Origin of the sequence: Pedobacter chinensis (assembly GCF_003339865.1) — a bacterium.
GTDB classification, from domain to species: Bacteria; Bacteroidota; Bacteroidia; order Sphingobacteriales; family Sphingobacteriaceae; genus Pedobacter; species Pedobacter chinensis.
Map to the genome: position 1 here is coordinate 110,346 of NZ_QPKV01000001.1, position 18,334 is coordinate 128,679.

General features: G+C 36.7%; 17 protein-coding genes. 5 read left to right on the forward strand and 12 right to left on the reverse strand.

Annotation, left to right across the window (positions count from 1 at the left end; translation table 11 throughout):
* Nucleotides 1–94 precede the first annotated feature (94 nt).
* From DU508_RS00545 to DU508_RS00555, 3 genes are read right to left on the reverse strand one after another with little or no spacing between them, the layout of a single operon-like run.
* Entirely contained in the window at nucleotides 95–511 is a 417-nt protein-coding gene (locus DU508_RS00545; RefSeq protein WP_115400899.1) for a DUF6526 family protein, read from the reverse strand.
* Nucleotides 512–513: 2 nt separating this feature from the next.
* Nucleotides 514–2,400: an OmpA family protein gene (locus DU508_RS00550; RefSeq protein ID WP_115400900.1), complete on the reverse strand. Its 1,887-nt coding sequence runs from the start codon at nucleotides 2,398–2,400 to the stop codon at nucleotides 514–516.
* Between the two features lie 37 nt (nucleotides 2,401–2,437).
* Nucleotides 2,438–3,061 (reverse strand): 7-carboxy-7-deazaguanine synthase QueE, encoded by a 624-nt coding sequence (locus DU508_RS00555; protein ID WP_115400901.1) that lies wholly within the window; start codon nucleotides 3,059–3,061, stop codon nucleotides 2,438–2,440.
* Nucleotides 3,062–3,167: 106 nt separating this feature from the next.
* Here DU508_RS00555 and DU508_RS00560 point away from each other — a divergent pair, with 106 nt between their 5' ends.
* Complete coding sequence (locus tag DU508_RS00560; RefSeq protein WP_115400902.1) at nucleotides 3,168–3,503, forward strand: Rieske (2Fe-2S) protein; 336 nt, start codon at nucleotides 3,168–3,170, stop codon at nucleotides 3,501–3,503.
* 81 nt (nucleotides 3,504–3,584) lie between these two features.
* On the opposite strand, the gene DU508_RS00565 is transcribed toward DU508_RS00560, so the two are convergent.
* The 4 genes from DU508_RS00565 to lepA form a co-directional block, all read right to left on the reverse strand.
* Complete coding sequence (locus tag DU508_RS00565) at nucleotides 3,585–4,004, reverse strand: PIN domain-containing protein (RefSeq protein ID WP_115400903.1); 420 nt, start codon at nucleotides 4,002–4,004, stop codon at nucleotides 3,585–3,587.
* A gap of 3 nt (nucleotides 4,005–4,007) precedes the next feature.
* Nucleotides 4,008–4,268, reverse strand: a complete 261-nt coding sequence (locus DU508_RS00570) for a DUF6364 family protein (protein WP_115400904.1) — start codon at nucleotides 4,266–4,268, stop codon at nucleotides 4,008–4,010.
* Between the two features lie 110 nt (nucleotides 4,269–4,378).
* Nucleotides 4,379–5,260, reverse strand: a complete 882-nt coding sequence (locus DU508_RS00575) for a bifunctional 5,10-methylenetetrahydrofolate dehydrogenase/5,10-methenyltetrahydrofolate cyclohydrolase (protein WP_115400905.1) — start codon at nucleotides 5,258–5,260, stop codon at nucleotides 4,379–4,381.
* A 90-nt stretch (nucleotides 5,261–5,350) separates the two neighbouring features.
* The gene (gene lepA / locus DU508_RS00580) at nucleotides 5,351–7,138 is read right to left on the reverse strand and encodes a translation elongation factor 4 (protein WP_115400906.1); all 1,788 of its coding nucleotides are present in this window, start codon (nucleotides 7,136–7,138) and stop codon (nucleotides 5,351–5,353) included.
* 342 nt (nucleotides 7,139–7,480) lie between these two features.
* Here lepA and DU508_RS00585 point away from each other — a divergent pair, with 342 nt between their 5' ends.
* Together DU508_RS00585 and DU508_RS00590 are read left to right on the forward strand one after the other, a co-directional pair.
* Nucleotides 7,481–8,107 carry an ATP-binding cassette domain-containing protein gene (locus DU508_RS00585; RefSeq protein ID WP_158542110.1) on the forward strand — a complete coding sequence of 209 codons (627 nt, stop codon included), beginning with the start codon at nucleotides 7,481–7,483 and terminating at the stop codon, nucleotides 8,105–8,107.
* Entirely contained in the window at nucleotides 8,108–8,965 is an 858-nt protein-coding gene (locus DU508_RS00590; RefSeq protein WP_115400908.1) for a hypothetical protein, read from the forward strand.
* A 182-nt stretch (nucleotides 8,966–9,147) separates the two neighbouring features.
* Here DU508_RS00590 and DU508_RS00595 read toward each other — a convergent pair whose 3' ends face one another.
* The 5 genes from DU508_RS00595 to DU508_RS00615 form a co-directional block, all read right to left on the reverse strand.
* Nucleotides 9,148–10,572, reverse strand: a complete 1,425-nt coding sequence (locus DU508_RS00595; RefSeq protein ID WP_115400909.1) for an MATE family efflux transporter — start codon at nucleotides 10,570–10,572, stop codon at nucleotides 9,148–9,150.
* A 306-nt stretch (nucleotides 10,573–10,878) separates the two neighbouring features.
* Complete coding sequence (locus tag DU508_RS00600; RefSeq protein ID WP_115400910.1) at nucleotides 10,879–11,700, reverse strand: amidohydrolase family protein; 822 nt, start codon at nucleotides 11,698–11,700, stop codon at nucleotides 10,879–10,881.
* 12 nt (nucleotides 11,701–11,712) lie between these two features.
* Nucleotides 11,713–12,042, reverse strand: a complete 330-nt coding sequence (locus tag DU508_RS00605; protein WP_115400911.1) for an L-rhamnose mutarotase — start codon at nucleotides 12,040–12,042, stop codon at nucleotides 11,713–11,715.
* A gap of 1 nt (nucleotide 12,043) precedes the next feature.
* Nucleotides 12,044–12,898 carry a fumarylacetoacetate hydrolase family protein gene (locus DU508_RS00610; RefSeq protein ID WP_115400912.1) on the reverse strand — a complete coding sequence of 285 codons (855 nt, stop codon included), beginning with the start codon at nucleotides 12,896–12,898 and terminating at the stop codon, nucleotides 12,044–12,046.
* 38 nt (nucleotides 12,899–12,936) lie between these two features.
* Nucleotides 12,937–13,701: an SDR family NAD(P)-dependent oxidoreductase gene (locus DU508_RS00615; protein WP_115400913.1), complete on the reverse strand. Its 765-nt coding sequence runs from the start codon at nucleotides 13,699–13,701 to the stop codon at nucleotides 12,937–12,939.
* A 330-nt stretch (nucleotides 13,702–14,031) separates the two neighbouring features.
* Between DU508_RS00615 and DU508_RS00620 the strand changes: the two genes are divergently transcribed.
* Nucleotides 14,032–16,776 (forward strand): alpha-d-galacturonidase, encoded by a 2,745-nt coding sequence (locus tag DU508_RS00620; protein WP_115400914.1) that lies wholly within the window; start codon nucleotides 14,032–14,034, stop codon nucleotides 16,774–16,776.
* An 8-nt stretch (nucleotides 16,777–16,784) separates the two neighbouring features.
* Complete coding sequence (locus tag DU508_RS00625) at nucleotides 16,785–18,329, forward strand: MGH1-like glycoside hydrolase domain-containing protein (RefSeq protein ID WP_233509359.1); 1,545 nt, start codon at nucleotides 16,785–16,787, stop codon at nucleotides 18,327–18,329.
* The last annotated feature ends 5 nt before the right edge of the window (nucleotides 18,330–18,334 follow it).

Consider the following 18,334-nt stretch of genomic DNA (forward strand, 5'->3'; position numbering starts at 1 on the left):
CCTGAAGAATCTTAACATCATTTATATTGATTTTTATGACCACGAAGTAGCTGCGAAGCAAAATAAATTATCCTTCAGAATGACTGATTTACAATTATATCCGGTGATAATCTCCTCGCCAGTTTTTAATCGCTTTTTTAATCTCGTCAGGCAATAATTTCTCTGAAATTGCCCGGTCAACCAAAACTAAAAGCTCTTCATCACTTGCAAAACGCAAAGCTAGTATTTGTCTCATACTAAGTTCTTGTGGCAAAGCTTTTCCAGCTAAAATATAATACCTTAGCTTTTCTTCAGCTCTGGCTGCTCTGTCTTGTGCTTTAAGTGCAAACATCCTCGCAAATAATGCAACAATACCAATTAAAAGAAAAGCGAGTACAATTAAAGCTGTAATTATAGTTGGGACAGCAATGTAAGAGTAGATTGCAAAACCAAGCCCAAAAGCGATCAGAGGAACAGTTAAAAAGTGGAATAACTTATGAAATCTTTTATGGTTGCCGTAATGTTGAGACATAATTAAATTTTAGTGATGATGAATGATGTTCTTCGGTTATTTTTTCTGCCTGTTTCAGTTTTGTTGTCTGCGATAGGCTTATTGGCCCCGAAACCTTTAAAGGTAAGCCTGTTTGCATCAATATGGTTTTTTATTAAGTATTCATAAACTGCATTAGCCCTGTTAAATGATAATTTCTCATTCAATTTATCGTCCCCAACATTATCTGTATGGCCTTGAATTTCAATGTTTACCCGTTCATTCTCATTTAAGAAATTAATTAAAACTTCTAATTCTCTTATCGAAGCGGGTAAAAGGTTGTACTTATTGGTGTCGAAAAAGATATTTTTTAAAGTAACATTTGCACCAGCTTTAATCTTTTCTATGTAAACCTCAATTTGATAGGGTTTGTTAATATCTCCAGATTTTAGCTCAAAGTTTTCTGAGTAAAATAAATAACCTTCAGCATTTACGTTGAAGAGATAATTACTCCCAATGGGCATTACAGCTAAAAACTGACCAGTTTCGGGGTCTGTATAATCATCAAATACTGTTTTATTTGTTTTTAAATCAACTACCTGTACATTACTCTCGATAGTTTTTTGAGTATCCTTATCTCTTACAATTCCTTTCACATATGAAACTTTTAAGGGTTTAGCCTGTTCAGGGATTCCAAAACTATAAATATCCTGTCCACCAAAACCATCTTTTAAATTTGAAGAGAAAAGTCCGAAATTTCCATCAGCGCTAACAATTAATCCGCTTTCATCCTCAAATGAATTAATGGGATATCCCAGATTTATGGGTTTTTGGAATTTCCCTGCATCGTCCATTCTACTATAATAAATGTCCTTGTTGCCAAATCCGGGCCATCCATCAGAAGAGAAATATAAGGTTTTACCGTCAGCGTGAATAAATGGTGTATTCTCATCATAAGGTGTATTTATTTCTGAGCCAAGGTTAATTGCAGGTCCCCATTTAGCATCGTCAGTAATTGTACTTTTCCAGATATCATAGCCCCCAAAACCACCTGGTCGGTTACTGATAAAATATAAGGTCCTTCCGTCGGGACTGATTGCTGGCTGGGATTCCCAGTATTCAGAATTTACTGGTTTTCCGATATTATAAGGCTCTCCCCAATCTTTACCCTCACGATGGGATACATAAATATCGCATCTTCCTAAACCTTCTGGACGATTACAGCCAGTAAAAAACAAGTATTTTCCATCTGGAGAAATGGTTTGAGCGCCCTCATTATATTGAGTTGTATTTATTTTAGTTGAAAGTGGGGTAGCCACATTCCAAACATTATTTTTGAATTGTGATGTCCAGAAATCCTCATTTCCATTTACCTGACGAGTGAAAATAAGTGTTTCTCCATCAGCGGTTAAAGCAGGAAAATATTCTGCATCTGTAGTATTTACACCATTGCCAAGATTATTAGGAACATATTTTACTGGTTTTTTGATGGCTACGGCTGCAAAATCACAATCTAATAAATATTTTCTTGCCTTTTTACTTCGATCAGATGAAGAGTCAAGAGTTAAGAACTCTTCGAAATGAGCTTTTGCTTTCGAATATTCTTGTGTGGCAAATTCCGTTTCAGCCAATCCAAAAATTACTGGTGGCTTTACATTCTTGTCAATTGAAATTGCTTTTTGAAATGAATTTTTGGCTTCTGTATATTTCTTTTGAATGCGATAAATATCTGCCAGGAGAATGAATGCACTTTGAAATTTTGGATCTTCATGTACCGCAATTTCCAGATTTTGTGCAGCTGACACATAATCTTGTTTTTGTATGAAGGGGCCTGCTTTTTCGAAGTAGATTTGAGCTTTTCTGTTTGTTGAATTTTGCCCAAAGCAATAAATGCTCAGCGTGCTAAAAAAGAGGAGAAGCCAGTATTTCATACATTAACATTTGGTTATCAAAGCTAATGTAAACTATTTAAGGAATATTTAAAAATTTATGCGTTTGTAAAGAAATCTCCCATTTTGGGTTAGCCATTACATAATCAATAATCAATGGCGTAATTTCTTTTGATTTAGACCATTCTGGTTGAAGATACAGTTTGCAGTTTGGAGAAACCATTGCCGCATATTCCTCAGCCCACTTGAAGTCGCTTTTGTTAAAAACAATTACCTTCAGTTCATTTGCAAAAGGTGTAATATCTGGTCGCGGCGCTTTAAATTTTTTAGGGGATAAACAAATCCAGTCCCAGTTTCCCGAAAGCGGATAAGCACCTGAAGTTTCAATAAAGGTTAAAATCCCTCTTTCTTTAAGCCTGTTGGTTAAATAATCCAGATTGTAAATTAAGGGCTCTCCACCAGTTATAACCACAGCTTTACCTGGAAAACGGTCAGCATTTTCTACAATAACATCAGCATTGGTTAATGGGTGCAATTCAGCATCCCAGCTTTCTTTAACATCACACCAGTGGCAACCAACATCGCAACCGCCCAGGCGAATAAAATAAGCCGCTTTGCCTGTGTTAAATCCCTCGCCTTGTATGGTATAGAATTCTTCCATTAAAGGAAGTAATGTGCCGTCTTCTGGTATGTCTTGTTTCATTTTTGAGGATGCAAATATCTTAAAAAAATATGGTGTAGCAGTTTATGATTTAAAATTTAATCGAAAGATGAAATAACACTGATATTTAAATGCTTAATTTGTGATTATGAAGTGGCATAAAGCTTTAAATACAGTCCAAATTCCTGCTGATGGTTCCATTAAAACAATCTCGGTAGCAGGGAAACAGGTATGTATAATTAATAATGAGAATAAAATTGTGGCAACGCAATCAACCTGTCCGCATGCGGGAGGACATTTTTCTGGAGGCTGGTGTAAAAATGGAAATCTGGTTTGTCCGATTCATCGATATGAGTATAATCTAAGAACAGGAAGAGGAGCAGACGGACAAGGAGATTATATTAATATTTATCCTACAGAATTACGGGAAGATGGATTGTATATTGGTTTTGAAGAGAGTTGGTGGAGCAAGCTTTGGGGATAAGCTGAAAGCCATCCTATTGATCCATTTCGATGTCTTTTTAAGACGCTGAAATGTATTCAGAGTAATAATGTATTGAAAAAATCAATTAAGCAAATGCCTTTTAAAAAACTCCTGACAATTGAGAACCTCAATCTCTGAAAAATAAAAATCTTGAATATCTTCAGTAATGATGCATTTGCAATTCGCAGATTCTGCTGCGTAATATTCTAACCCATCCTCAAAATCGTGAATAGATTTGTTTGATAAAGTATTGAAAACACCAGTTGATGAATTTGGTGCGATTTTAATATGCAGGCAAAGCAAATCGATTTTTTGTTTTGCCATCTGTGAATTGTGTTTCTTTTCAGCAAAATAAAAAGCGATAGCCAAACAAAGGGGAGAGGTGTACACCTCGAATTTTGGATGTGATGCTAAACTTAAAATCCTCGAAGAATAAGTAAAAAGCGGATATTCTTTATTCAATACCGAAACCAGAACATTCGCATCTAAAAATATCTTCATCAATTATTTTTTAGAAGAAAAGAATTCATCTTTTGATGCTTTACGAGATTGTTTAGGCGTTTTTTTATATTCTACCTCGCCCTCTGCAACCATGCTTACCCAATCAGAGATAGGGTAATCTTCTAATGATTTATAATTGCTGGCAGTAACCTGGGTTAATAAATGCTCAATTAACCGCGATAAGCTGATGTTGTGATCAGCAGCGTATTTTTTTGCCTTGTTAACCACCTCCTGGTTAAAGCTTAAAGTTAATTTCGCATCCATGATTATTTTAATTTTGAACAAATATAAAACATTTACGTGTAAAATAAAATTTTTACACGTAAAAAAAGCAACTCAAACTTGAGTTGCTTTTTTAGTTTAAACCTTCTACCTTAAGAATAAATCTCTTTTCTGGCAGATGCCAATGTGTTTTTAAGTAAACCGACAATCGTCATTAAACCAACACCGCCCGGAACCGGAGTGATGTAAGATGCTTTTGGTGCTACATTTTCAAAATCTACATCACCATAAAGTTTAAAACCAGATTTAGTTTCAGTAGAACTTTCGCGATTAATGCCCACATCAATAATAATGGCACCAGGTTTTACCATATCAGCAGTAATGAAGTTCTTTTTACCTATGGCGGCAATAATAATATCGGCCTGCAATACCTGCGCAGCCAGATCTTTTGTGCGGGAGTGCGTAAGTGTTACTGTACAATTACCCGGGTTGGCATTGCGTGCCATTAAAATACTCATTGGGCTGCCAACAATATTACTGCGGCCAACAACAACACAATGCATTCCGGTTGTATCAATATTGTATTCTTGCAGCATCAATAAAATGCCATAAGGAGTAGCAGGAATAAAGCAAGGTAAATTACGCATCATCCGGCCCAGATTAACAGGATGGAAACCATCAACATCTTTTCGGTGGTCAATTTTCTCTGTTACTTTTTCAGGGTCTATATGTTTTGGTAAAGGCAATTGAACAATTAATCCATCCACATCAGCATCCTGATTAATCTCTTCAATTTTTGCAAGTAATTCAGCTTCGGTTACCGAATTATCGTATCTGTGAAGCGAAGATTTAAAGCCAACCTTTTCACAGTTTTTCATCTTACTGGCCACATAAGTTTCGCTTCCGCCATCGTTACCAACCAATATGGCAACTAAATGGGGTTTACGTCCACTTTGCGCTAAAAAAGCTGCTGCTTCTTCTGTGATTTCTGTTTTAATCTTTTCTGATGCGAATTTGCCGTCGAGTAGTTGCATATTTATAAGTATCGAGTATCAAGTATCGAGTATCGAGTATCGAGAATTTGCAAGTGGTCTTGCTACCTGATACTCATATCTTGATACTAATTAATCTAATTTCAAAACTGCCATAAATGCCGTTTGAGGAATTTCTACGTTTCCAACCTGGCGCATGCGTTTTTTACCTTTTTTCTGTTTCTCCAATAATTTACGTTTACGGGAAATATCGCCACCGTAACATTTAGCAGTTACGTCTTTACGTAAAGCACTAAGCGTTTCACGGGCAATAACTTTCGCACCGATTGATGCCTGGATTTTAATTTCGAATTGCTGACGAGGAATTAATTCTTTCAATTTCTCACAAATTTTCTTCCCGAAATCGTAAGCATTGCTTCTGTGGATCAAAGATGATAAAGCATCAACGGGTTCTTCGTTAAGCAACATATCCAACCGAACCAAATCTGATTTACGGTAGCCCACCTGATGATAATCAAAAGAAGCATAACCTTTAGAAATGGTTTTTAGTTTATCATAAAAATCGAATACAATCTCGCCCATTGGCATTTCGAAAATCAATTCCACTCTATCAGATGTCAGGTATGATTGATTAACAATAATTCCACGTTTTTGAATACAAAGTGACATTACCGGACCAACGAATTCCGCCTTGGTTATAATATTCGCTTTAATATAAGGTTCTTCAACAGAATCCAATTTACTTGGGTCTGGTAAATCTGATGGATTATTTACTATAATTTCATCGCCCTTAGTAGTGTGTGCAATGTACGATACGTTAGGAACCGTGGTAATTACGGTCATATCAAATTCGCGTTCCAGGCGCTCCTGGATAATCTCCATGTGCAGCATGCCCAGAAATCCGCAACGGAAACCAAAACCCAAAGCCGCAGAACTTTCAGGTTCGAAAACGATAGATGCATCATTCAGCTGCAACTTGTGCATCGCCTCACGAAGCTCTTCAAATTCATCGGTATCAACAGGATAAATACCAGCGAAAACCATTGGTTTAACTTCTTCGAAACCTTGAATCGCCTCTAAAGATGGCCTGTCGACAGTGGTAATGGTATCGCCAACTTTTACTTCGCGGGCTTCTTTAATTCCAGAAATAATATAACCTACATCGCCAGTTTTAACCACATTACGTGGCGACATATCCAGTTTCAAAATGCCCACTTCGTCGGCCAGATATTGCTTGCCCGTGTTGATAAATTTAACTTTATCGCCTTTTTTAATTTCGCCGTTTACCACTTTATAGTAGGCAATGATTCCCCTGAAAGAATTAAACACTGAATCAAAAATCAAGGCTTGTAATTCGCCGTCAGGATTTCCAACAGGAGCAGGAACCCTGTCCACAATAGCTTGTAAAATATCAGGAATTCCCATTCCGGTTTTACCTGATGCAGGGATAATATCCTCACGTTTACAGCCAATTAAATCAATAATCTGGTCTTTCACTTCCTCAGGCATTGCCCCAGGTAAATCCATTTTATTTAAGATTGGAATAATCTCCAAATCGTGCTCTAATGCCAGGTATAAATTCGAAATAGTTTGCGCCTGAATCCCTTGTGATGCATCTACAATGAGTAATGCACCTTCGCAAGCTGCAATAGAACGCGAAACTTCATAAGAAAAATCAACATGTCCTGGTGTATCAATCAGGTTAAAAACATATTCCTGACCATCAACTTTATAGTTCATTTGTATGGCATGACTTTTAATCGTTATGCCCCGTTCACGCTCTAAATCCATGTTATCGAGCAATTGCGCCTGCGCCTCACGCTGCGAAATCGTCGCTGTATATTCTAATAACCTATCGGCCAAAGTACTCTTGCCGTGGTCAATATGTGCAATAATGCAAAAATTACGTATATGCTTCATCTTTGCGCAAAGATATGCTTTTTAAGGTAATTTTTAATCTAGAAAATATCACTCCTAAAGACATTGTTTTGAAAAGCCAAGGCAGTGGTTTTTCGGTTATGATAGCCCTGCTTTTCGTTACAATCTTTTTGTAATTGTCATCCGCTCAATTCACGTTATTGGAAGGGGAACGGTGCGGCAATCTATTTTGGTAGATTAACAAAAAGTATTTTCACTTCAATCAGGTTTATTTAACTTAAAAACAGTAATTCTTTTTCAGGTTTCCTCTCATCCGCCTTATTCTCAATTGAAAGTAACAATACAACAATCGCATCATCTAACAACAGACTAAACTAAATTACCTTGCTTAGCTTAACCAACATCAATAAAAAATATGGTAGCCACGAAGTGTTAAATTTTGGCGAATGGAAAATCAATAATGGTATTTATTGGCTAAAAGGAGGGAATGGAACTGGTAAATCAACTTTGTTCCGAATCATTTCAGGGCAAACTCCGTTCAAAGGTGAAGTAGAATTGAATGGAATCAATCTGAAGGAAGAACCTATAAAATTCCGTTCCAAAATCAGTTTTGCAGAGGCCGAACCTCAATATCCTTTGTTTATTGCAGGCAATGAATTAATAGGTTTCTACATTGAAGCGCGTAAAGCCGAAAGAAAGCAGGCCAATGAATTTGCCAACTATTTCGGACTAACTGCTTTTCTGCAAAATAAGATTGGCAGTTATTCCAGTGGAATGCTAAAAAAACTTTCCTTGATTTGTGCTTTCATCGGAAACCCTGATTTGTATGTTTTAGATGAGCCACTGATTACAATTGATGTAGCATCTGCAGATAAATTATATGCTTTAATTAAAGAAAAATCATTGCAAGGAAAAGGATTTCTTTTATCCTCACATCAAGAGGTAAGTAACGACAAATTGAAATTAGATAACGTATTTCAAATTATTGATAAACAAATTGTTAAACATTAAATGTTAAAGTTATTAATCAATAGTTTAGCGAAAGAATTCTATCAACAACATGTTGGGTTTTTTCTGGTTGGGATTTATGTTTTGTTTGGTGTAGTAGAACCGTCGCAATTAATTGGCTATCAAAAAGCCTTGTTATTGGCCGGTATCTCGTCACCTGCTGGTCTGGTAATCATATTTATGTCTTGGTTTTTATATTCAGTCAAAGTTCATTTCTTTATCAAACAGAAACTTTTGAGTCCAAAGTATAACTTTCTAAAGGAAATAGCTGCATTGGAAAAGAATATTCAAATAAAATTATGGTTAAGGCTGTATTTGGTTATCCTTTTACCCATTTTAATTTATGTTTTTCTTTTAATGGGATTAAGCTTCGGTTACCATCTTTTTTTGAGCGCAATTAGCGTTTTAATCGTTTTTGCAACCTTAACCTGGAGCCTGTCTTGGCTCACTTTTTATTCATTAACCTTTGGTTTGCTAAAACAAGAAAAACAAATAACAAGTTCGAGGATAAAAATCAAAAAAACATTCCTTACCTGGCCATTGTTTCATTTGTTTAATGAACAGCCATTAATGCTGTTGATATGCAAGGTTTTATCCTTAATTTTATTTAAAGGAATGCTGTGGATGTTTGCTGATGTGGGGTATGATCTTCGGGTGCTTTTGATTGCTCTTTTAGCTTCGGTTTTATGTCATGCTGTTTTGGTTTTTACTTTGCTGAAATTCGAAACAGAATATCTGAATTTTAGCAAAAGTCTTGCAATATCAACTTATAAAAGATTCATGAACTGGTTGTTTATTTTCGGATTTATCTTGATTCCCGAATGGATATTTTTAATAACCGCGTCTCACTTTGATTTATAGCAAATTATTACCTTTCATTCAGCTTAATTTTATTAAGCATTTGCAAAATATACTATGTGAGGATGTTTAATAAAACCGATTTGAAAATTTTAGAGAACTCATAAATTGTCATTGCGAGTCACGAAATAATCTTTCCTGTAAAATAGATTACTTCGTGCCTCGCAATGGATGGAGAATTTAACCTAAACCATCGTTTTCTTCCATTTACCTTTTTTAAATAAAATAAATGCGGTTATTGCAATGCCAGCTTCGGCACTTGGAATGGCGACGAAAACACCTGTTGGGCCCATGTTTAAATACTTTGCCAGGAAATAGGCAAAAGGAATCTGGAATAACCAAAAGGCAAAAACATTAATTTTAGTAGGGGTCCATGTATCTCCAGCGCCATTAAATGCACTGATTAAAACCATTCCCATTCCATAAATAATAAAGCCAATGCTCAAAATCTTTAATGCTCTGCCTGCAATCTCAATAACTTTCGTGTCTGATGTAAAAAATGACGCAAATAAATGCCCGCAAGTTAGAAATAGAAGACTCACAACAGCCATGAAAACTAAGGTGTACTTCATGGTTTGGAAAACTGATTTTTCAGCTCTGTCGATATGACCAGCTCCTAAATTTTGTCCAACCAATGTTGCTGCTGCATTGCTTAAACCCCAGGCCGGAAGCAGGAAGAACATCATTAGCCTCAAAGCTGTTTGATACCCTGCTGAACCTTCATCGCCACCTGTTGTTGCCACCAGTTCTGCCAGAAATATCCAGCTACAGCTTGCTATTACAAATTGAAAAATAGCTGGTGCTGCAATTTTAACAATCGCTTTAATCTGATTAAAATCTGGAATAAAATGGCTGACACGAATTTTTAGTGCATTTTTTCCACTAAATAAATTATAAACTTGGTATATAACGCCTAAACTTCTGCCAATGGTTGTGGCAATTGCGGCCCCGGTTAATCCAAATGCAGGTACAGGACCAAAACCATTAATAAAAACAGGGCAAAGGATGATGTTTGCAATATTAGCTATCCATAAACTTCTCATTGCAATTGCGGCATTACCTGCACCTCTAAATATTCCGTTGATTAAAAACAATAAAACAATGATGATGCTTCCACCCATCATAATCCGAACGAATGTAGTTCCATGGTCAGCAGTTTCTGTCGATGCACCCATGATTAAAAGGATATCTCTGGCATAAATTAACCCGCCAATGCTAATTAAAATATTAACGCCAGCTGCAATTATAATAGTTTGCATCCCTGCTTTTGATGCTGCCTCGGGTTTTTTTTCGCCAATTCTTCTTGCCACAACTGCGGTTGCCGCCATGCTTAAACCAATAGCTAATGAATAAATGATGGTTAAAACTGATTCTGTTAAACCTACGGTTTGTATGGCATGACTGCTGTTTTCCAAATGGCCAACGAAATATAAATCAACTAAGGCAAAAACTGATTCCATCGCCATTTCCAACATCATTGGGATGGCCAATAAAATAATTGCCCGTTTAATGCTGATTGACGTTAAATCAACTTCATGACCTTTTAAAGATTGTTTAAGCAGTTCGAAAAAAGAAGATAGTTTGCCCTTTGTCTTTATTGACTGTGACATAAAATAAATATAAAATATAAATGAATAAACCAAAAGATACGCGTCTAAGCGTACATATCTGAATGAAATGGGAGGTAATCCTCGGTTGCTTAGAACCTCAAGCGGATTGCAGATACTATCATGGTTCTGTTCTTTTTGATGAGGCAAATATAAATAAATAAATTTTCTAATTGTCAAATTTTGATGACTGATTTTTAGATACCTGGTTGATCATCAAGGGCAAACGGCAGGACAGTTATTTAAATCAGCGAGCTTCTTAAATTGTATGCTTTTTTTTGAAATTAATTTGAAATTTCTTGCATTTGGTTAGATGTTATAAAAAGCCTTTGCATTATCCGAGAATATCAATTTTTTCTCTTCATCACTAAATCTTGCAACATATTTGTTTACCAGATAAAACCAATCCTGGTAAGGCCGGCTGATGAGCATAACAGGCCAATCACTGCCATACATCACACGTTTGGTTCCAAAATTCTCGAAAATGACATCAAAGCAATTAAAAATCTCAGTCTCTTTCCAGTTTTTCCAATCGGCCTCTGCCAATAATCCTGATACTTTGCACAACACGTTTGGATTTTGAGCAAGCGTTTTAATATTTTCAGACCAGGCTTTTAAATCCTTGTTTTTTATATCGGGTTTACCGCAATGATCTAATACAAATGGTTGATCAGGAATCTGATCAACCATTTTAATAATATCTGTTAACTGATTATGATAGCAAAGCAAATCGTAAGTGTAGCCGTAATCTTCCAGCTGTTTAATTCCGGAAATAAAATTTGGATCAAGGATAAATTCGCTGCTTTCAGCTTGTAAAACATGTCTCCAGCCTTTAATTTTTTTAAAGTTGTTCCAGTAATTTAACCGCCCTGTAAGATTTGGGTTTTTAAGGTCAATCCATCCAACTATGCCTTTGATTATATCATTCTGCTCTGCGAGCGTGAGCAAAAATTCGTTTTCCTCTTCCGATTGACTGGCCTGAACGGCAATACATCCGGAAATTTGAAGCTCGCTGTATACCCGAATCAGATTTTTTGGAGCAAAATCTTTGCGAATGGCATTCATATCTTCCGAGATCCAACCATCTCTTACCGGATCGAAATTCCAGAAATGCACATGTGTGTCAATCATAAAAAAACAAGATTATAATTTGAAAATCTGCTCCATCAATCTCCATTTTTCCCCAGGTTTAGCACCTGGCAATGCCTGCTGGTACTTCCACATTAAGGTTTCCCACTCTTGTACCTTTGAGTTCCGGAGATCAGCTTTTGCTTTTTCCTCGAAAGAGAAACCATCATTTACATCCATGATCATAAACAAACGGTTTCCGGAAAGATAAATTTCCATATCGGTGATTCCCGAGTTTTTGATGCTTTCCAGAATTTCGGGCCAAACCGCCTGATGATACTGTTTGTATGCTGCGATGCGTTCTTCGTTGTCAATCAAATCGAGGGTAAAGCAATATCTGTTCATCTTAATTTTCGCTATACGCTTTAACAGTTTGTTTACTGCTTCCCAGTCCATCAATGCCCAATTCAACCACATCGCCTGCTTTTAAATACCAGGGTTCAGGTTTTTGACCCAATCCTACTCCGGCAGGCGTTCCTGTGGTAATCACATCGCCAGGTAAAAGTGTCATAAATTGGCTGATGTAAGAAACCATGAATGGAACATTGAAAATTAAATTCGATGTATTTCCATCTTGCAGGGTTTTTCCGTTAACCGTTAACCAAAGGCGAAGATTGTGAACATCACTGATTTCATCTTGCGTGGCAATAAAGGGTCCGATAGGAGCAAAAGTGTCGCAGCTTTTTCCTTTTACCCATTGCCCGTTTCTTTCCAATTGAAATTCACGTTCGCTGTAATCATTATGCAAAACGTAACCTGCAATATGATCCAAAGCATTTTCTTCAGCAACGTAACTTGCTTTTTTACCAATAACAATTGCCAGTTCTACCTCCCAGTCAGTTTTTTTACTGTTTTTTGGGATCACTAAATCATCATTCGGACCAACAATAGCAGAAGTGGCTTTAAAAAATAAAATCGGTTCAGCCGGAATTGGTGCATTTGTTTCTGCGGCATGGTCTTTATAATTCAAGCCAACGCAAATCAGTTTGGATGGCCGTGCCAAAGCCGGACCAAGGCGAACGCCCTTATCCACTTCTGGTAAATTAGCAGATTCAATATCGTTTTTCAGTTTTTCCAATCCATCGCCGCCAAAAAATTCTTCGTTATAATCTTTAACCAATTCAGAAACATCAAAGTATTTTTCATTTATAATAACACCAGGTTTTTCAAATCCAGGTTCGCCAAATCGTATTAATTTCATTTTAAAATGGTATTTATCTTAATTTATGTTTTGTTTTTTTAGTTGTTTAAGGTGGTAAAACCACCATCAATTGGGTAGTCGCAGCCGGTGATAAAAGAAGCCTCATCACTGCATAGGTACAGCGCCAATGCTCCCACCTCCTCCGGCTTAGCCATTCTGCCAATTGGTTGTGTTTTAGATAACTTCTCGAACATCTCATCAATATTATCTGGATAATTTTTTTGTAGAAAGCCATCAACAAAAGGCGTGTGCACTCTGGCCGGAGAAATTGAATTGCACCTGATATTTTCGCCAATATAATCTTTGGCAACACTCATTGTCATTGCCTTAACTGCACCCTTTGCTGTACTGTATGCAAAGCGATCGGGTAAGCCAATCAATGCTGCAATAGATGCCATATTGATGATTACACCACCACCAGCCAAACGTATTTGAGGAATTGCAGCATATAAACAATTGTAAACACCTTTCACATTTACACGTATGATTCTGTCAAAATCTGATTCTTCAGTAGTATCTGCCTTGCCAATATGTGCAATACCAGCATTATTAATCAAAATATTGATTTTTCCAATTTTGCTGAAAACATCTTTAACCGAGTTGTGATCAGAGACATCGCAGGCATAACCAAATCCCTTGCCACCTGAAGCTTCAATTTCCGATAATGCCGTAACAGCTTGTTCTGTTCCTAACTCAATGATGTGTACTTCTGCTCCTTGTTTGGTCAATATGGTCGCAATTGCTTTTCCAATCCCGCTTCCCCCGCCAGTAACTACAGCTCGTTTGTTTTGTAGTGAAAACATATTTTATATTATGGGTTTAAATTAGAGATAATTTAGTTAAAATATAAGTAGACTAATGAATCATCATAAAAAAATCTTCTTCTCCAGGCTATCTTAATACAAATAAAACAGATATTCATGATTAAAAACTTTAGCTTATTACCAAAATATTGCCTGATATTGTCATAGCGTGCTTAATTATTCTATTTAATTCTACCTTGCAGAAATTTTACACAATTCAAAACGCTATATTACTTATATTTGAATAATATTTTTATATTTAAATATTATTTTAACCAAATATCTTTTAAATCCTTCTTAAAGAGGGTTTTGTTATTATAGCCAAATTGAATGAGAAATTTTCTGATTTTTACTTTCCTGTTTTTTATTACGCAAACAGTAGCTGGATCAGCAGCGTCAGCACCGAAAACCAAAACCATTTATATATCCTCACAAAGCGGACAACGTGTTTCATTCGGGGTAAAACGCTTATTCGATGGGCTAGTCAAAGCAGGATATCAGGTTAATTTAACTGTTGTTGATTATCATAAAAAATTACCAAAAGGCATTAAAGGAATTGTAATCGCCACTGCTACTGATAAGATTTTAGCTTCACAATTGCCATTATCAATTAAAAATAAAGCATTAACCGCAGGTAAAGAGGGTTTTTCCATTTCATATGGTCAGGATGGAACCTTATATGTTGTTGGGGCAGATTATTCCGGAACATTGTACGCTTGCTTAGCGCTAAAAGAAAAAATAGCTGAAAATCAAAAGCTCCCTACTCAACTTTCTATTACCGATCATCCTGAAATGATACTGAGGGGAACTTGTATTGGATTGCAGAAACCTGATTACTTGCCAGGTCGTGATGTTTACGAATATCCATATACACCAGAAACTTTTCCCTGGCTTTATGATAAGGAGCTGTGGGTTAAATATTTGGATATGATGGTTGATAATCGCTATAATTCGCTTTACTTGTGGAACGGTCATCCGTTTTCATCCTTGTTGAGGCTTAAGGAATACCCTTATGCTGTAGAGGTTGATGACGCCACTTTAAAAAAGAATGAAGAAATATTTCGGTTCTTAACTAAGGAAGCCGATAAACGTGGAATTTGGGTTATCCAGATGTTTTATAATATTATTATTCCGAAGCCATTTGCAGATAAACATGGGTTGAAAACGCAAGACCGCAATCGTCCCATTATACCTTTGATTGCTGATTATACCAAAAAATCGATTGCTGCATTTGTAGAGAAATATCCAAATGTTGGTTTAATGGTAGCGCTTGGCGAAGCCATGGAAGGTGTTGGTCAGGATGATATTGACTGGTTTACCAAAACCATAATTCCGGGAGTCAAAGATGGTTTAAAGGCTGCGGGAATTAAAGAGGAGCCGCCAATTGTTTTAAGAGCACATGATACAGATGCGCCAAGTGTGATGAAAGTTGCTTTACCGCTATACAAAAATCTTTACACGGAAAATAAATTTAACGGCGAAGCTTTAACTACTTATACGCCACGGGGTACCTGGGCTGAATTGAACCGGAAACTCGCAGATATTGGTAGTGTAAATATATCCAATGTACATATTTTGGCCAACCTGGAACCTTTCAGGTATGGATCGGCAGACTTTATTCAAAAATCCGTTCAGGCAATGAATAAAATTTATGGTGCCAGAGGTCTTCATTTATATCCACAGGCAAGTTACTGGGATTGGCCGTATACTGCTGATGATGTAAAAGGCCGATTGCTGGAAGTAGATCGTGACTGGATCTGGTATAAAGAATGGGCGAGGTATTCATGGAATTCGCAAAGAGACCGTAAACAGGAAATTAATTATTGGGGCAAAGAACTTGCCGATAAATATGGTGTTGATTTAGCCAGTGGTAAAGCAATTTTAAACGCTTACGAAGAATCTGGAGAGATTTCGCCTAAATTGTTGCGTAGATACGGAATCACAGATGGCAACCGGCAAACTTTAACGCTTGGAATGTTGATGACACAACTGATCAATCCCTTCCGTTATGGCTTGTTTACTTTAATGTATGAATCTGAAGCACCAGAAGGTGAAATGATTATTGAGTATGCGGAGAAGGAATGGAAAAAACAAGGCCATATTGGTGAAACACCTGTTCAGGTGGCAAAAGAAGTTGTTGAACATGGTAAAAAAGCTTTAGCATCAATCAATTTGGTGAAAGCACCAAAAGACACTGATGAATTTAACAGGCTTAAAAATGATATATATTGTTATGATGAAATGGCTAATTTTTACGCTGAAAAAGTAAAATCTGCACTTTGGATTCTGCGGTATAAATACTCTGGCAATGTGGCAGATTTAGAACAAGCTTTGCCCTTTTTGCAAAACAGCGTAGAACATTATTCCAAATTGGTACAACTTACAGAAAATACATATTTATACGCCAATAGTATGCAAACCAAACAGCGTAAAATACCAATGAGAGGGGTTGATAAAACCTTTATTCATTGGAAGGAAATGTTACCGGTTTTTACCAATGAGCTTAACCACTTCAGGAAAAGCATTGATTCCTTAAAATCAATAAAAGGTGATGTTATTGCGAAAATTACACCTTATAAACCGGCAGAGGTAAAGCTGCTGAATGAAAATGAAGGTTATATCATTGATAAAAATGTTGCTGTTTTTATTGATACAGCTATTCAAATTAAAGAAGTTGCAGCACAATTGGTTGGTTTAAGAGGGATCAAACAAGCTAAAGATACACAGATTAAAGAAGGTACGGAAATCAGGTTCAGTACTCAAAATCCTGTAAAATTATTAGTAGGCTTCTTCAATCAGAAAGATCCTGAATATCTGGCGCCGCCGCAATTGGAAACCGATGCCAGTGCCAATAATTACGGTCAATCCGAAATCAAAATATCAAATGCATTAGTGTTAAACGGATACCCGCCGGCAAATGTTCATGCTTATTCTTTTCCGGCCGGAACACATACCTTAAATTTAGGTAAAGGCGAATGTTTGTTGTTGGGCTTTATTGATGATCAGCAAGAGCTGAGGATTTTTAATGCGGGATTGGACGGCCGTGGGAAAGACATAGATTGGTTATTTGAATAATGATAAATATGCGAAATTTAATTACAACCGTTTTGTTGCTGTTTACAACATTAACAGGTTTTGCTCAGCGACAATCAATTTTAGGGACTGAGAAGTTGAAAAAATATGTGACATATTTTAATTCGATTGATACAGAGGCCGTAAAAAATTATATTCCAAATGCCGAAGCCTTTGCCTGGTTAGCAGATCAGGCACCTTTGTTTGAATGCCCGGATTTAATTTTGGAACAAAATTATTATTATCGTTGGTGGACCTTTCGCAAGCACCTCGTTAAAACACCTGATGGGTTTATTTTCACTGAGTTTATAGAACCTGTAAAACATGCGGGAAAATACAATTCCATCAGCTGCGCATTGGGTCATCACATTTACGAGGGAAGATGGCTAAAAGACAATAACTATTTGAAAGATTATATCAAGTTCTGGCTTTATAAAGCAGATGCTGGCGAAACCAGGCCGCGTTTTCATCAGTTCAGCAGCTGGATAGATGATGCCGTTTATCAAAACTATTTGGTAAAACCTGATCAGGAGTTTCTGAAGGCAATTCTGCCTGATTTAGATCGGGATTATGAAAAATGGGAGTCGGAAAGGCTGCTTAAAAATGGTTTGTTCTGGCAGCATGACGTTAAAGATGGCATGGAAGAATCCATCAGTGGTTCAAGGAAAGATCAAAATCAAAGACCAACAATTAACAGTTATATGTATGGAAACGCTGTGGCTTTAAGCAAAATTGCCAAAATGTTGGCTGTTCCGTCATTGGTTTCAAAATATCAGGACAAAGCGGCAAAAATTAAACAACTGGTTCAGGATAGCTTGTGGAACACTTCGACAAATTTCTTTGAAACCAGAAAAGCAAAAGGAGAATTGGCCAATGTACGTGAGGCTATTGGTTTCACACCATGGGATTTTAATTTGCCAGATGATAAATTAACATATGCCAAAGCATGGAATCAATTACTGGACACCGCAGGTTTTAAAGCACCATGGGGATTGACCACCGCCGAAAGAAGAGATCCGACTTTTAGAACCCGTGGTTCAGGACATAGTTGTGAATGGGATGGTGCGCTTTGGCCTTTTGCCAGTTCACAAACATTGAAAGGCCTTTCAAATTTGCTTACCAATTATAAAAATCATGGTAAAATGAATGCTGAAGTTTTTTACCAGGAATTACACCGATATGCTGCATCCCACACCAAAAACGGCAAACCTTATATTGGGGAATATCAGGATGAAAAAACAGGCGAATGGCTGAAAGGAGATAATCCGAGAAGCAGTTTTTATAATCATTCCACTTTTAATGATTTAATCATCAATGATTTGATTGGAATAAAGCCCCGTCAGGATAATATTCTGGAAATCCATCCTTTAATCCCGAAAAATAAATGGAGTTGGTTCATACTTGATCAGTTGACTTATCACGATAAAATAATTACCTTAATGTGGGATAAAACCGGAAAGAAGTACAATAAAGGAAAGGGCTTTGTCATTTTTGTAGATGGAAAGGAAATTTACCGTTCCAAAACTGTTAAGCCTGTAAAAGTTCAAATGAACTAAGAATA

What these genes read in the sequence shown, in the direction of transcription:
- DU508_RS00545 (WP_115400899.1), bottom strand. Translation starts at nt 511, where the DNA reads ATGTCTCAACATTACGGCAACCATAAAAGATTTCATAAGTTATTCCAC.
- DU508_RS00550 (WP_115400900.1), bottom strand. Translation starts at nt 2,400, where the DNA reads ATGAAATACTGGCTTCTCCTCTTTTTTAGCACGCTGAGCATTTATTGC.
- DU508_RS00555 (WP_115400901.1), bottom strand. Translation starts at nt 3,061, where the DNA reads ATGAAACAAGACATACCAGAAGACGGCACATTACTTCCTTTAATGGAA.
- DU508_RS00560 (WP_115400902.1), top strand. Translation starts at nt 3,168, where the DNA reads ATGAAGTGGCATAAAGCTTTAAATACAGTCCAAATTCCTGCTGATGGT.
- DU508_RS00565 (WP_115400903.1), bottom strand. Translation starts at nt 4,004, where the DNA reads ATGAAGATATTTTTAGATGCGAATGTTCTGGTTTCGGTATTGAATAAA.
- DU508_RS00570 (WP_115400904.1), bottom strand. Translation starts at nt 4,268, where the DNA reads ATGGATGCGAAATTAACTTTAAGCTTTAACCAGGAGGTGGTTAACAAG.
- DU508_RS00575 (WP_115400905.1), bottom strand. Translation starts at nt 5,260, where the DNA reads ATGCAACTACTCGACGGCAAATTCGCATCAGAAAAGATTAAAACAGAA.
- lepA (WP_115400906.1), bottom strand. Translation starts at nt 7,138, where the DNA reads ATGAAGCATATACGTAATTTTTGCATTATTGCACATATTGACCACGGC.
- DU508_RS00590 (WP_115400908.1), top strand. Translation starts at nt 8,108, where the DNA reads ATGTTAAAGTTATTAATCAATAGTTTAGCGAAAGAATTCTATCAACAA.
- DU508_RS00595 (WP_115400909.1), bottom strand. Translation starts at nt 10,572, where the DNA reads ATGTCACAGTCAATAAAGACAAAGGGCAAACTATCTTCTTTTTTCGAA.
- DU508_RS00600 (WP_115400910.1), bottom strand. Translation starts at nt 11,700, where the DNA reads ATGATTGACACACATGTGCATTTCTGGAATTTCGATCCGGTAAGAGAT.
- DU508_RS00605 (WP_115400911.1), bottom strand. Translation starts at nt 12,042, where the DNA reads ATGAACAGATATTGCTTTACCCTCGATTTGATTGACAACGAAGAACGC.
- DU508_RS00610 (WP_115400912.1), bottom strand. Translation starts at nt 12,898, where the DNA reads ATGAAATTAATACGATTTGGCGAACCTGGATTTGAAAAACCTGGTGTT.
- DU508_RS00615 (WP_115400913.1), bottom strand. Translation starts at nt 13,701, where the DNA reads ATGTTTTCACTACAAAACAAACGAGCTGTAGTTACTGGCGGGGGAAGC.
- DU508_RS00620 (WP_115400914.1), top strand. Translation starts at nt 14,032, where the DNA reads ATGAGAAATTTTCTGATTTTTACTTTCCTGTTTTTTATTACGCAAACA.
- DU508_RS00625 (WP_233509359.1), top strand. Translation starts at nt 16,785, where the DNA reads ATGCGAAATTTAATTACAACCGTTTTGTTGCTGTTTACAACATTAACA.